Genomic DNA, 13,712 nt, shown 5'->3' on the forward strand with positions numbered 1-13,712 from the left:
GCTTTTTATAAACAAAAAGATTAGATTAATCAATGTAAAGAATAAATAGCAATTTTGTTGAGCTATGCCTTTTTAACAGGCAGGATATAGCGGGAGAAAAAGTTCATGGCTAATAAGTTACTGAATAAGCAAACAGTGTTGCAGGGTGCTCTAACACTGACCGTTTCCTGGATGATCATTAGAGTTTTAGGCGCGGTTTACCGCATCCCACTGGGTCGTTTGCTAGGGGATGAGGGGCTGGGGATCTATGCTGTGCCCAACCAAATTTATTTACTATTTTTCACTCTTTCTGCAGCTGGCATACCTGTGGCCGTGGCCAGTATTGTTTCTGAAAAAATGGCTCTGGGGCACTACCGCGATGCGATACGTACCTTCCGGGTAGCCCGGGCTTCCATGCTAGTACTGGGTGTCACCTTTGCGCTGTTGCTATTCTTTGGAGCGAACTGGCTTATCAAGAGCGGCCTGGTACAGATACCTGAATCTTACCTGGGTATGCTGGCCATTGCCCCGGTGATATTTTTTGCTGCGTTAACTTCCGCCTACCGGGGGCTCTTCCAGGGACTACAAAATATGCGAGCAGTGGCTTATTCGCAGCTAGCCGACCAGGTGTTATTGGTAGTGGGTACATTGCTGTTCAGTTACCTGCTACTGCCGCATGGCCTATCTGTTGCCGCTGCCGGGGCTAACTTCGGTGCTGTGCCCGGGGCGGTGGGGGCTACGCTGATGCTGGTTTTCCTTTACCACTGGCAGCGCCGGGATATGTTGGAGCTGGCCAGCCAGGATTTATCCGGAGCCAGGGAAGGCACGCTGTCCCTACTCAAGCGGATATTTAGCGTGGCCATACCGGTATCGTTTGCTTCGGTGGCCATGTCCATTACCCATCTAATTGACCAGTGGCTCATTATCGACCGATTGCAGTTTGCCGGCTACAGCCACCAGCAGTCCGTTGCCCTGTTCGGGCAATATAACCAAATGGCTATGGCCTTTATCAATATCTCACTCGCCCTGGCTGTTTCACTGGGAGCCAGTCTGGTGCCATCAGTAGCGGAGTTTTTCGCGCTGCAAAATATGGAACGCATCAGGTCTCAATTGACACAAGCGCTGAGGCTGTCCATTATATTTTCCCTGCCCGCCACGGCCGGCCTGTATTTGCTGGCTCCCCAGCTAACCGAGCTGTTGTTTGCGGAAGCGGCCGCCGGGGTACCCCTGGCTGCTGTGTCTGCTGTAGTGGTCTTTTGGTCAGTACACCTGGTTACGGCGGGAGCTCTGCAGGGCATGGGCAAGGCTATAGTGCCTGTGCGAAACCTGGTTATCGGCATAGTATTTGAAGTAGCTATTGCTTATTACTTAACTCCGGTCCTGGGGATCCGGGCTGCAGCTTATGGAACAGTGGTAATATTTATAGTTTCCTCGCTGCTCAATATAATCGCGCTGTCTCGCCTAGTGGGTATGCGGTTTAACCTATGGGAAGCACTATCCCGGTCAGTGCTGGCTACTCTCTGTATGTCTGCCGGTGTACTGGCTGTTTTCTGGGTAAGTGCTATGAAAATAGGGGGGAATACCTGGCCTACTCTGCTGGCTGTGCTGACCGGTGCGGTGCTGTACCCCATAACGCTGATCTGCCTTGGTGGTGTGCGGTCCGAAGATGTGCGCCGCCTGCCCGGTGGTAGACGGGTGGCTGGTTTTCTCGAAAAGATCGGGAGAGGGTAACGGTGGAGTTTAAGCCTGACCCCTGATTTTTTCAGCTAGCTCATTTAGGTAAACCCACCTATCCAGCTTCTCTTGGAGCTGCTTGTCTAATTCTTCCTTCTCTGCTACCAACTGCTGTAAAAGGACGTAATCAGCGGTGGCTTCGTTAATTTGGCTTTGCAGTTGTGTTATATTCTTTTCCAGTCCGGCGATGATAGCGTCTATGTCCGCATATTCTTTTTGCTCCTGATAGGTAAACTTAAGCTTAGTGTTTTTTATTCCTTTTTGCTCTTCCTGCTTTTTGGGGGCAGTAACGCGATTATTTGCTTTATTGTTGGCCTGTTCACTGCGTTTCTCCCGGTAATCTGAATAGTTACCGGTGTATTGCACAATATAGCCGTCTCCCTCAAAGGACAGAATTTTTTCTGCCATACGGTCTAAAAAATACCTATCGTGGGAAGCAGCCAGCACAGCACCGTTAAATTCATCCAGGTAATCTTCCAAAATGGATAGCGTTGCTATATCCAGGTCATTGGTTGGTTCGTCCAATAGCAATATATTGGGTGCTTCCATCAGCACCCTGAGCAGGTACAGTCTTCTTTTCTCCCCGCCGGAGAGCTTTTCAATCAGGCTCCGCTGCAGGGCAGGAGGGAACAAAAACCGCTCCAACATTTGCGAGGCCGTTATGGTATGTCCATCTGACGTGTTTAACAGCTCCGCCCCTTCCTTAATGTATTCAATAACTCTTAAATTACCGTCGATATGCTGAATTTCTTGGGAGTAATATCCAATCTTAACCGTTTTCCCTGTATCCACTGTGCCGCTGTCCGGCTGCACCCGGCCGCACATGATGTTTAAAAGGGTGGACTTGCCGCTCCCGTTAGGACCAACGATGCCGACTCGGTCGTTTCTGGCTAACTTGAAGCTGAAGTTATCTATTACCCGGGTACCGCCCAATGTTTTGCATACCTGTTCCAGCTCAATGGTCTTCTTGCCCAGGCGACTGGAAGCCACGGATATTTGCAGCTGCTCCTCTTTCTGGATAACGGGCTGGCTGTTTAACTTGTGGTAGCGGTCTATTCTGGCTTTCTGCTTGGTGGATCTGGCTTTGGCTCCTTTTTTTAACCAGGCCAGCTCTTTTCTGAGCAGCCGCTGTCTTTTTAGCTCAGAGGATTGCTCCATTTCTTCTCGTTCAAGTTGTTTCTCCAGGTAGTAGCTGTAATTACCTTTGTATATATAAAGACTACCTCTGTCCAGCTCAATAATCTGGTTGGCCACCCGGTCTAAGAAATACCGGTCATGGGTAATCATAAGCAATGAGCCTTTTCTTTTATTTAGGTATTGCTCCAGCCAGTCGATGGCTTCATTGTCCAGGTGGTTGGTCGGTTCATCTAAAATGAGTAAATCTGCCGGTTTGACCAGTGCCGCTGCCAGCGCGATTCTTTTTTTCTGTCCGCCGGATAGCGTGCTGATAAGGACATTAAATTCACTTATGCCCAGTCTGGTCAAGATGGACTGCGCTTCACTTTCCAAGTTCCAGGCGTTCAGGGCATCCATGTCGCGGGTAAGCTGCATAATTTGCTCGTTGGAGGTAGCAGGGTTGTTAAGGGCAGCCGTATATTCCCTGATTAATTTCATTAACGGGCTATCACCTTTGAAAACCTGCTCCAGTACCGTAGCCTGGTCATCAAAATCAGGATTTTGAGGCAGGTAGGCTATTTGCATGTTATTACCTTTAGTTACCTGTCCCTCGTCTGCTTGCTCCACACCGGCAATAATTTTCAGCAGTGTGGACTTGCCGGTGCCGTTAATACCGATTAACCCAAGCTTATCTCTATCATTTAAGCTGATATTGACATGGTTGAGCAGCATTTTATCACTATAACTTTTAGAAAGATTTTCTGCAATTAATAAGCTCATCATGTACCCTTTCTTTATGGCTCATTACAATACAGGGACGTTATTGGTCAGTAATTATGATAGCCTGTCCGGCTTAAGGCAGCGACAGGCTAAACAATTAAGCAATATGCGAAAAAAGTAGCGGTATTAGAAAGACGGTTTTCTAAAAGGGATTACTTTACCGCCACCGGTGCGTTTGGGTGCCGGTGGTTGGCAGGATTGGCAACTGCCACAGCCTGAGGCAAAGCCAACAAATATTTTGCGCCAGGATACCTGCCATTTCTCACCGATCTGTTCAAGCTTGGTTTCCACTTCGTATTGGGGACCATGGGGCTCACAGGCCAGCCTGGCTTCGGTAGTAGCCACAATATTGGCGGTTTTTAATGCTTTTTCCTCAGTATCAAATAAATTTTTTAAGGTTACCCATTCTTCCATAATATAAATCTCTCCCTGTTAATATCTTCTCTATTATCATAACCGATTAATATAAAATACTTCAATGATATTATAAAAATTACTCGAATGTTTTAAAACCAGTAACCTAAGGTTAGCCCAGCGGCCAACAATAGACCGAAAATAGTATTGGTTTGGGCGGTAGCTTGCATGGCCGGCATCATTTCCACCGCTAAACTTTTGCCACGGAAGCCCAGCACAGCCAGCCGTGCTTTGGGGATACTACCTAGGGCCAGTAATGACCATGGTGTGACGATCTTCAGCAGTACTAAACCGGTAAGCCAAAGAAAGGCAAAGGTAAATACTATCGCCAGCAGAGTGATGGCATTATCCCTGCCCAGCAGGATGGGCACGGTGTGGCGACCCTTGTCCCGATCACCGTCCAGGTCACGGATATTATTGGAAAGCATTATGTTCCCTATGAGCACGGTAATGGGAACGGAAATCAGCACACTTTCTAATGATACAGTGCCGGTTTGAATAAAGAAAGAAATCAGGATAATGGTCATGCCCATTAACACTCCCGACAGAATCTCGCCCAGCGGGGTATAGGCAATGGGCCAGGGACCACCGGTATAAAGGTAACCGGCTGCCATGCAGGCAAGACCAACAGCGGCAAGCCACCAGCTGCTCGCAGCGCAGATATAGAAGCCCAGGATAATAGCGACGCCATAAAAAGCCAGGGCTATATTTAGAACGGTAGACGCCGGCACACCGTCCCGGACGATGGTGCCGCCGATGCCTACGGATTCAGCAGTGTCCAGTCCTTTAACGTAATCGAAGTATTCATTAAACATATTAGTGGCTGCTTGGATAATTAATGAGGCCAACAGCATAGCCAGAAATAGGGGCAAGTTAACTTGTCCTTCTTGCAGAGCTAGTGCTGTGCCAACTGACACGGGAACAAAGGCGGCGGTTAGGGTATGTGGCCGTAATAACCTCCACCATACCTGCCAGTTAGCTTTTTTGCGCGATTGAACCATTAACTTCACCTTTCGTTGATCAGTATGAAACTGGTTATTAGCATATATTTATTTCGTATAGTTTATTATAGCATTTTATCGTATGCTGATTAAATAAAAACGATTTATAAAACTTTTAAACAAAACGGGTTTATATCTTTTCGACTTAAAAAAGATTATATACCCGTTTAATACATTGCGTAACTGTTCAACATCGGACATAAGTTTTAGTTCGGAAAAATTGTAGCCAGGTTATGAAGGCATAGCCGTTCCCCGCACTGCCAAGTCAGCTACTTGTACATCCACTATTGTGGGTAGCTCGTTGTTTATGGCTGACTGTAGTACGTTATGTAACTCATCGGCATGCTCCACATTATATCCTTTCCCACCGCAGCATTCAGCGAATTTGGCGAAATCCGGGTTTAATAACGATGTTCCTTTGGGTGTAAGACCGCCGGCCAGCATTTTGTTCTTTTCCATTGCTAGAGTGCGGTTATTCATAACAACCACCGTAATCGGCAGCTTATATTTAACGGCTGTAAGGAAATCTCCCATATTCATTGACAAGCCGCCGTCACCCACCAGAGCTAGTACCTTTTGGTCGGGACAGTTAATCTTAGCGGCTAGAGCTGCAGGCAGGCCAAAACCCATCGAACGCCATTTGCCGGATACTAAAACACGCTGCTGAGTAGGCCGGAAAACCCGGCCAAACCACACGGTGTGATCGCCAGTATCCAGGCAGATGATGGTGTCATCTGTAACCGAGTTTTGTACAGCTCTCACTACTGCAGCCGGATGAACCGGGGAGCCGGGCGTGTTTACTTCTTGTTCAAGCTGATTAAGCCAGTTTTCAGTTTCTTGTTTAATAGCATAAACCCACTCCTGTTTGGGGGTTAATGAGGCTCGCTCTAAGATATATTGCAAAACCGATTCGGTATTACCAACCACGCCATAGGACACCGGCGTGGTTGCTCCGATGTCGGAGGGGTTTGGGGCTATCTGGATGATGGATATTTGGCGGGGCACATACTTTTGTGGCCACCAATTCGCTCCGGCCACCAGACACAAATCTGCCTGGCCTAACAGTTTGGTTGCAGCAGGGCTGCCGGCATGCCCCAGCCCGCCGACGTACAACGGCTGAGCGCGGTCGAAGGCTCCCATGCCTTGTAGCGTAGTAATTACCGCAGCTCCCCAGCGGACAGACAGTTCCGCCAGTAAAGCCCCGGCCGGACGCCCTCCTTCGCCGATAAGAATCACAGGGCGGTTGGCCTGCTCCAGCATTGTCACGGCACCATCGAGCACCTGGGATGATGACGCTGGATACGTATTAAGATATGGGGCAGGTGGTAAAATCTCAGCATCGCAGGGCATGGGCAGCACATCCATAGGCACACTGACATGGGACACTGATCGCCCGGTGACCGCGATACGGTAAGCCTTACCTAAGATATCCGTCGTGTTGGCCTGGTCGCAGAGCAGGGAAGTATAAGCAGCCAGAGGCCTAAACAATGATTGTTGATCTATATACTGTTTAGCATTAGTTCCGATGTTTCTGCGTGCAACCTGCCCGGTAATGGCCAGCACAGGCACCCTGTCCGTATAGGCATCAGCCAGGCCGTTTAACAGGTGCAGTGTACCGGGACCGCCATCTGTCAGGCATACTCCTAATCCGTCGGTTAGCTTGGCCTGGGCTGAGGCCATAAAAGCCGCTGTTTCCTCATGGCGTACCTGGTAAAATTCAATTTGGGATTGGCGAGCCAGGGCATCGAAAAGGTGGAATACGTTATCTCCGATGAACCCGTAAATTTTTTTCACACCCCAGGCGGCAAGCTGTTCTAGAATGATTTCGGCAACGTTTCTTGGCATATTTAGTCCTCCAGTGGTTTGTTATCCCTGGGTTATTTTTTTATTTTATCGGTAAAAATATTACATCTTTAATCGCGTTTTTTAGATTAATTACTTTAACTGATGTTATCGAAAGTACTACAGCCTGCCGTTGATAAGTAGAAATAAACAAAAAATCCTAGCAATAGCGCTATCATGTGTTTTTTTCATGTTTTGCTTCTCTGCTATTATTGTTTCTCATCACTGCTTTTTTTTATCGCTAGTCTTGCTTTATATAACCGGTAGGTGAGGTAACCACCCAGTGCCAAAATTGGTATATATGGCACTAATATAACCGCCAGTACAAGTAAATCCTGAACTAGGTTGCTCATGCCGTTGACACCACGCTGCCATCCGGCTTGTAGACGCTGGACGAAAGGTTCCCTAAGGGTTTCGCCGGTGGGTAAGCTCTGGGGTGAACGTAGTTCCAGGTTTATGGTGGCTAAGTCCACCTGGCTGTTTAGCAACTTTAGCCTAGCCTCAAAGGATTCGATTTCACCGCGCACCCGGGTTAGCTGATTCTCAATTTCTAACATATCTTTAACCGTGTTAGCCTTGCTCAGCAGCTCTAGGTATCTTTCCTCCTGTTTTTTCAAGTTGTTCTTGCGGGCTTCAGCGTCGTAATACTCTTCAGCGACATCCTGCCGAGTAATGTTCTTTTTTTCAACCTGCCCCAGGGCTTCTAATCGGGGCAAAGACTCATCTATCATTTCTGCGGACAGGCGCAAAACTAAACTACCCCGGGGCTGTTCGTTGGTATGCCAAAGGTTGGCCGTTTGTATATAACCGTCAACTTTCTTTAGTATGTTTTCTATTTCTATGACCGTTTTATCGACGTCGTACACAATAAGCACCAGGTTTACGGTGGTAATAATTTTTTTCTGCATGCTAGATTGCCTGTCTTCCTTTGCCTCTGTTTTTTCCCTTTGTTCGGTAGACATATCAGCAGTCTGATTAGCATACTGGCCACTCGGGGTAACTGATTCGTTTGTGTTCTTGGTTGCACTGCCGCAGCCGCTAACCGTCAATAGGAGCAAAACAGCAAGCGTGAACAATAATAGCTTCCGCATTAAAAACACCTTCCTTTTTTATCTAGAGCCAAATACATCGCCTCCGGGAAGTCTTGATTCTTGAGGCTTATAGTTAATAACTTAGACGAGCAAAGGTCAAAATAGTTCTCCGCTATATGGAAATAAAGCAAACGACGAACCTTACTGAATTATCAAATAAATTGGTGTTTTTTAATATAATATTGTATAATAAAGGCAGTAAATCGGAAGGGAGATGTATAAAATGTCATACAAAATTGAAATGTATGAGCAAGCGGCCCAACCTGTTCTGTCAATTCGGACCAGGGCTGCGGTGGGGGACCTGCCGCAAGTGTTTGGTGCAGCCTTTGGTGCTATTATGAAATACCTCGGGGAACTGGGCGAGAATCCCTCCGGGGAGCCGTTTGCTGCTTACTATAACATGGACATGCAGGATCTGGACTTGGAAATAGGTTTTCCAGTCAATAAAGTTCTCCCGGGAAAAAATGATATTAAACCTAGTGAAATACCGGCCGGTAAACAGGTATCCTGTATCCATAAAGGCCCGTACAGTCAGGTTGAACCCGTTTATAATGCGATGATGCGATGGATAGAAGAAAATGGGTACACACCAACCGGGGTGGCTTATGAGTTTTATTTGAACGACGTACCAGAGGAAAGTGAACTCCTGACCAGAGTAGTCTTCCCTGTTTTATAGATAAGCGGACAACAGCAGTTGCGGTCCTATGTTACATAGACGGCTTATGATAAGTAATCAAACGATAACCTGCCAGTTGATTTAATGGTGGGGTTTTTTTTGTTGACTGGATTTGTATACAGGAATATTATCGTTTAAACGGTAATGTGCTAGTTAATTGTTTAAATTGATGTTAGCAACGGGTGATGCAATAAAAGAAGAAGGTTATATTTGAATTAGAGGTTTAAAGTATGTTTAATTTTAATTTCTAAAATTCAATCCATATTGTTTTTGCAAGGACCGTATTGGGGAACTGGACAAGCTGTCCCAGTAAACGCAAAAAGTACTTGTGCAATAAAGTGAACATTTTAATTAAAAAGATCTAGGTAATCCTTATATCCTTCTTTTTCTAGATCCTCCTTGGGAATAAACCGCAATGCTGCTGAGTTGATGCAGTAACGCAAACCTGTTTGTGCGGGACCATCCTTAAATACATGGCCTAAATGAGAATCGGCTTCTTTGCTTCTAACCTCTGTGCGGAGCATGTTATAGCTTTTGTCCATCTTTTCTTGGATTTTCTCCGGGTGAAGCGGTCTGGTGAAGCTAGGCCACCCGCACCCGGAATCAAATTTATCCTGGGAGCTAAACAGTGGTTCCCCGGATACTATATCCATATAAATACCTTCCTGCTCATGGTCCCAGTACTCATTATTGAAGGGCGGCTCTGTAGCGCTATTCTGAGTTACATCATATTGGAGTTTGGTTAGCCTATTCTTAAGTAATTCCCGCTCCACCTTTTCCCCCCAGTACTTCTCGAGGAAGCTGGCTCGTCCCGAGCCTAGGCGATACCTATCGTAATGCACAGGATTTTTTTTGTGGTAGTTTTGGTGGTATTCCTCAGCAGGGTAAAATCGGGAAGCTGCGATGATTTTAGTAGCAATTGGACGGTCAAAACGACCGCTTTCAGCAAGTGCCTTTATTGATGCTACAGCCTTTCGCTTTTGCTTGGCTGGGAATAACCGCTGCTTATTTAAAGTAAGTCATACTTAGTATCTAATTTGTTTAATGATTCAGCCAACACAATTCCAAAAACTATGGCACCGATAAAGTCTGTTACTGCTGTACCCATGTCCAAAGGAGTAAGCTTAGGTACATCTGCTAGATAGGTCAGTCCATATATGGTAAACCATGATATTACGCCAAAAAGGAACCCTTTAAATAAATGATTCATGCTCGTAGTCACTCTGGTAATAAGCAAGGCAAATATTGATCCCAAAAAACCTACAAAAATCAATTGAACGAGCAGAAAATACAAAGCTGACAAAGTATTTGCCGGGCTGTGACCTGTGATAATAATACTTGGCCAATCTAAAAACCGCAAGCTAGCTATATTTAGATAAAAAGATATGTAGCTTACAATGTTCATTAGGACGCCTGCCATTATGCCAGCGACAAAACCTCTTGTTATAGTATCTTTTATAAACAAGCAAACCAACCTCCTACAAGATTTTAATGGTATTCTGCCCAGAAAAATTCTAAGCAATTCTTTTAATATGCTAAATTTATCAATATAAATTCATTTGCAAGGACGATGTACTCAAATAATGCTCCTGCTTGCTTAGATACCGTTTAGGTAAATTTTTTAGTTTTGAGTATAATTAAGTATATAATAACTTTATATAGAGATAGGAGGAGAAACAATGAAGGATATAAACATGAACTACAAAATTAGTGTTTTCGGCGACTTTGAGGCTGTTTCTGTTTCACCTCAGACGATGATGGTATTAACTAATGCATTTCAAGAATATGATTTAATTCCGAATAGTTTTTTAGAAAAAATCTCTACTGCCCAGCTGCCTATAGTGAGACCCCGCTTAGATACAGTCAATAATGAATGGAATATAATGGTTTATGGCAAACGAATCGATATTCAACAAAGAATTGTTAATGAGGAAGGCGTTATTACGGAGGTAGTTGGTTCTTTCAAAGAAAAAGCCTTAAATATGCTACAAAAAATGCTTGATATATTTAACTTTTCATTTCTTAGGATTAGCTTTAATACAACTAGTGAAAAGCAAGACTTCAACCCGCATGTCTATTCAAAATTTATTATTCCGACTAGTTATTATTTAGAAAATGAACCTGTTGAGTGGACAATAAGTTCGACAGCCAGAGTTGTCTGGAAGTTAGCTGGTACCAGTACTGACGTAAATGTAGTATCAGAACTAAGTCGAAAAATTGATGCTCTGAAAATTCAAATTGATATTAATACTCAGCCCGGCAATGTTAACCAGCAGTTAGATATCAATGTTATTGATAGCTTTCTTAAACAGGCTTTGGAAACACGTGAATTACTTCTTAATGATTTAAACACAGATGATAAGCAGAATTAATAAATCTTATACTCTATTGTTGTTGCTGCATGTAACCTTACTTACTTTATTTATAGAAAATGTAAAGGCCTCCGGAGGAAAAGGAGGCCTTTACTTACTATATTATTAGCTTATAACCTGGTTTATTCATAAGCCTTTAAAGAGTATCTACCGGGAAGCGTATTGTTATTTTAAGAAGCCTTTTAAAATGGCGGCCTCTGCTTCGTCTTCCGTCAAGCCCATGGACATTAGTTTGATCAATTGTTCAGAGGCAATTTTGCCGATGGCAGCTTCATGTATAAGCTGTGCGTCTGTGTTTAAAGCGCTAATCATAGGACTAGAGGTAACGTGAGCCTGGTCCATTATTATCGAATCACACTGAATATGTCCCCGGCACTTAGAGTAACCATACATATTTAAATGAAAATCCTGATGTGAATTGTCCTGAGCTACTGAACGCGAAATTATTTGCGCGGTTGATTCATCTCCGAGCAATTCTACAGTAATGTTGGAAATAGCTGTTTGTTCCAAGTTGGTCAGTAGCCTTTCCGAAACGATTAAACGGGCATTTTTTTGTAGGCGAACTTCAGTATCCCGAACAGTATGATCTACGCCCTTGATTTGTATCATTTCAATTTCAACTATACCATCTTCTTCTACTTCGATAATGGTTTTCGGATTTAAAATTCGTTGTCCGGTGCCTTCCCCTTCACCATAGTGTTTCTCGATATACTTCATCCTTGCGCCTTTGCGGACAAAAAATTCATGAATCCCATCATGCTGCGCCTTTTCACTGCTAGGATTATGAATGCCGCAGCCCGCTACAATTAAAACATCTGCATATGCGCCTATTTCAAACGTATTGTAAACTAAATCACCAATACTCTGGGATAAAATTACCGGAATATGCACGCTTTCCTCCTTGGTGCCCGGTTTAACAACGATATCAATGCCTGGTTTATCTTTTTTAGTTATTATATCAATATTGGCCGTAGTCTTGCGATCAGCAGCCTGGCCATTTTTGCGAATATTGTACGCTCCCTGAGGTAACCCGTGCAAATCAGCTACTTCTTCTAAAAGCTTTAAATCTAAAGTATCAAGCATTGGTTATCCTCGCCCCCTTTAATACAATTATTCCGGCATTCACAGCCCGTATCTAAACATTGAATATCGTCGAGGATTTTTCCTTGAGTAGTTATGCCGCTAATTCTTCCCTCAGCTACCAGAATTACTTCGTCTGCTAATCTAATAATGCGCTCCTGATGTGAGATAAGCACTATGGTAGTGTCATATTTTATATTCATATTGGCTATAGTTTCTGTTAAACGCTGAAAGCTCCACAAATCAATCCCTGCCTCGGGCTCATCAAAGATTGCAACTTTTAAATTGCGCGCTAAAATGCTCGCAATTTCAATTCGCTTCAGTTCCCCCCCGGAAAAGCTGGCATTGATTTCACGCTCCAAATAATCTTGGGCACATAAACCTACATCGTAGAGGAGATCACAATGCATGATCGTATTATCAGGACCGGCGGCATAATTCAAAAAGTCGCGCACTGTCATACCTTTGAAAAGTGGTGGCCGTTGAAAAGCATAGCCGATACCTAGACGAGCCCGCTCCGTAATGCTCATGTTGGTGATATCAGTGCTATCCAGGATAATTTTACCTGCAGTAGGTTGGTAAATCCCCATAATGGTTTTAGCTATGGACGATTTACCGCTACCGTTAGGTCCTGTCATCACATAAATCTTTTTTTCTTCAAATTTTAGGTTGATATCTTTTAATACTTCTACCGAGCCATTGTCTCCTTCTATGGTTACACCTACGTTAGTCATTTCAAGCATTTTAATCTTGTCACCTCCATCAATTATTTAACTATTTTCTGTTGAGTTATCACTGTTAATGATTATGGATAGTGAGTGCCTAATGGATTTGGGAACAGGGTTATAGTCAACATGGTAGCGAGAAAATCGACCAAAACATTATACTTAAAATTCTATAATTATTAAGTTTTATCCTTTAAATAGTTACGTTGCTTTGAAGAAAACTAATCAACTTGTCTAATAAATATAAACATACCAGTCTTACTCAAGTTTGACAGCACTATCCAAAGGAATTCAGTAATATCAACGGTTTCCGGGCACACCAAATAGACGTACCACTACAATATTCCTTTATATGGTAGATTTGTATCCTAGTATCCTTTTTGGCGGTCTGCTACCAACAGCCTTAAAAATATCAAAGATATTGCCCTTTAACTCTGTGCGCAAAATAAACTCTTCCTGACCGATGGTAAATTTAACAGCATGTAGTTTCCTTAGGTCAAGCATTAAATCTTTAAATCTATGCTTGCTGTCTTTAAGTAGTTTGGCCAGCATAACCTGTAAAACAAAAGCTAAGAAGCAGATAAAAATATGTCCGCGTACACGTTCTTCTTTCCAGTGATAAATCGGCCTTAAATCCAAGCTGCTTTTCATCGTCCGAAAGATTCTTTCCACTTGCCAGAGCCCCTTATAAGCAAGGGCTACTTCCGCAGGTGGTAGATTACAATTGGTGCGCAACAGGTATTTACCATCATATATGGCTTCTTGTTTAATGACATCTTCATTTATCGTGACAGCTTCCTTATCTATCTTAAGATATCTTTGGTAACCCCGGTTACCCACAATGGTTTTAGGGCCAGATGTTTTTAAAGTTTTTCTGAGTTTTTCAAGGATGGCTTCTCTGA

12 protein-coding genes and 1 pseudogene are annotated in these 13,712 nt (G+C 44.0%); 3 read left to right on the plus strand and 10 right to left on the minus strand.

Features of this window, described 5'->3' with window-relative positions; all coding sequences use genetic code 11:
* Positions 1-105 precede the first annotated feature (105 nt).
* Positions 106-1,710, plus strand: a complete 1,605-nt coding sequence (locus tag SPSYN_RS14805; protein WP_161823267.1) for a putative polysaccharide biosynthesis protein — start codon at positions 106-108, stop codon at positions 1,708-1,710.
* Positions 1,711-1,719: 9 nt separating this feature from the next.
* Here the strand turns inward: SPSYN_RS14805 and SPSYN_RS14810 are convergent, their stop codons facing one another.
* The 5 genes from SPSYN_RS14810 to SPSYN_RS14830 all read right to left on the minus strand — a co-directional run bounded on the left by SPSYN_RS14810 (position 1,720) and on the right by SPSYN_RS14830 (position 7,957).
* On the minus strand, positions 1,720-3,609 hold the full coding sequence (locus tag SPSYN_RS14810; RefSeq protein WP_161823298.1) for an ABC-F family ATP-binding cassette domain-containing protein: 1,890 nt from the start codon (positions 3,607-3,609) through the stop codon (positions 1,720-1,722).
* 126 nt (positions 3,610-3,735) lie between these two features.
* Positions 3,736-4,023: a hypothetical protein gene (locus SPSYN_RS14815; protein WP_161823268.1), complete on the minus strand. Its 288-nt coding sequence runs from the start codon at positions 4,021-4,023 to the stop codon at positions 3,736-3,738.
* 92 nt (positions 4,024-4,115) lie between these two features.
* Positions 4,116-5,024 carry a 1,4-dihydroxy-2-naphthoate polyprenyltransferase gene (locus tag SPSYN_RS14820; RefSeq protein ID WP_161823269.1) on the minus strand — a complete coding sequence of 303 codons (909 nt, stop codon included), beginning with the start codon at positions 5,022-5,024 and terminating at the stop codon, positions 4,116-4,118.
* A gap of 231 nt (positions 5,025-5,255) precedes the next feature.
* On the minus strand, positions 5,256-6,869 hold the full coding sequence (locus SPSYN_RS14825) for a thiamine pyrophosphate-binding protein (RefSeq protein WP_161823270.1): 1,614 nt from the start codon (positions 6,867-6,869) through the stop codon (positions 5,256-5,258).
* Between the two features lie 206 nt (positions 6,870-7,075).
* Positions 7,076-7,957, minus strand: a complete 882-nt coding sequence (locus SPSYN_RS14830) for a DUF4349 domain-containing protein (RefSeq protein WP_161823271.1) — start codon at positions 7,955-7,957, stop codon at positions 7,076-7,078.
* Positions 7,958-8,180: 223 nt separating this feature from the next.
* Between SPSYN_RS14830 and SPSYN_RS14835 the strand changes: the two genes are divergently transcribed.
* A complete protein-coding gene (locus SPSYN_RS14835) occupies positions 8,181-8,633 on the plus strand; it encodes a GyrI-like domain-containing protein (RefSeq protein ID WP_161823272.1) in 453 nt (150 codons plus the stop codon).
* 347 nt (positions 8,634-8,980) lie between these two features.
* On the opposite strand, the pseudogene msrB reads toward SPSYN_RS14835, so the two are convergent.
* A pseudogene (gene msrB, locus SPSYN_RS14840) lies at positions 8,981-9,619 on the minus strand (peptide-methionine (R)-S-oxide reductase MsrB); the annotation flags it as partial.
* Between the two features lie 23 nt (positions 9,620-9,642).
* Entirely contained in the window at positions 9,643-10,098 is a 456-nt protein-coding gene (locus SPSYN_RS14845; protein WP_161823273.1) for a YqhR family membrane protein, read from the minus strand.
* Positions 10,099-10,312: 214 nt separating this feature from the next.
* On the opposite strand from SPSYN_RS14845, the gene SPSYN_RS14850 reads away from it, so the two are divergent.
* Positions 10,313-11,005, plus strand: a complete 693-nt coding sequence (locus SPSYN_RS14850) for a hypothetical protein (RefSeq protein ID WP_161823274.1) — start codon at positions 10,313-10,315, stop codon at positions 11,003-11,005.
* 165 nt (positions 11,006-11,170) lie between these two features.
* On the opposite strand, the gene SPSYN_RS14855 is transcribed toward SPSYN_RS14850, so the two are convergent.
* The 3 genes from SPSYN_RS14855 to SPSYN_RS14865 all read right to left on the minus strand — a co-directional run.
* Complete coding sequence (locus SPSYN_RS14855) at positions 11,171-12,088, minus strand: SufB/SufD family protein (RefSeq protein WP_161823275.1); 918 nt, start codon at positions 12,086-12,088, stop codon at positions 11,171-11,173.
* Positions 12,073-12,828 (minus strand): ABC transporter ATP-binding protein, encoded by a 756-nt coding sequence (locus SPSYN_RS14860; RefSeq protein ID WP_161823276.1) that lies wholly within the window; start codon positions 12,826-12,828, stop codon positions 12,073-12,075. The genes SPSYN_RS14855 and SPSYN_RS14860 overlap by 16 nt, the downstream gene beginning before the upstream one ends.
* A 330-nt stretch (positions 12,829-13,158) precedes the next feature.
* Positions 13,159-13,712: IS1634 family transposase (locus tag SPSYN_RS14865; RefSeq protein ID WP_161823277.1), on the minus strand; the 554-nt coding region annotated here is incomplete at its 5' end.

Source organism: Sporotomaculum syntrophicum (assembly GCF_009932395.1).
Classification (GTDB): Bacteria; Bacillota; Desulfotomaculia; order Desulfotomaculales; family Desulfallaceae; genus Sporotomaculum; species Sporotomaculum syntrophicum.

Coding starts and splice junctions, on each gene's coding strand:
- SPSYN_RS14805 (WP_161823267.1), top strand. CDS start 106: ATGGCTAATAAGTTACTGAATAAGCAAACAGTGTTGCAGGGTGCTCTA.
- SPSYN_RS14810 (WP_161823298.1), bottom strand. CDS start 3,609: ATGAGCTTATTAATTGCAGAAAATCTTTCTAAAAGTTATAGTGATAAA.
- SPSYN_RS14815 (WP_161823268.1), bottom strand. CDS start 4,023: ATGGAAGAATGGGTAACCTTAAAAAATTTATTTGATACTGAGGAAAAA.
- SPSYN_RS14820 (WP_161823269.1), bottom strand. CDS start 5,024: ATGGTTCAATCGCGCAAAAAAGCTAACTGGCAGGTATGGTGGAGGTTA.
- SPSYN_RS14825 (WP_161823270.1), bottom strand. CDS start 6,869: ATGCCAAGAAACGTTGCCGAAATCATTCTAGAACAGCTTGCCGCCTGG.
- SPSYN_RS14830 (WP_161823271.1), bottom strand. CDS start 7,957: ATGCGGAAGCTATTATTGTTCACGCTTGCTGTTTTGCTCCTATTGACG.
- SPSYN_RS14835 (WP_161823272.1), top strand. CDS start 8,181: ATGTCATACAAAATTGAAATGTATGAGCAAGCGGCCCAACCTGTTCTG.
- SPSYN_RS14850 (WP_161823274.1), top strand. CDS start 10,313: ATGAAGGATATAAACATGAACTACAAAATTAGTGTTTTCGGCGACTTT.
- SPSYN_RS14855 (WP_161823275.1), bottom strand. CDS start 12,088: ATGCTTGATACTTTAGATTTAAAGCTTTTAGAAGAAGTAGCTGATTTG.
- SPSYN_RS14860 (WP_161823276.1), bottom strand. CDS start 12,828: ATGCTTGAAATGACTAACGTAGGTGTAACCATAGAAGGAGACAATGGC.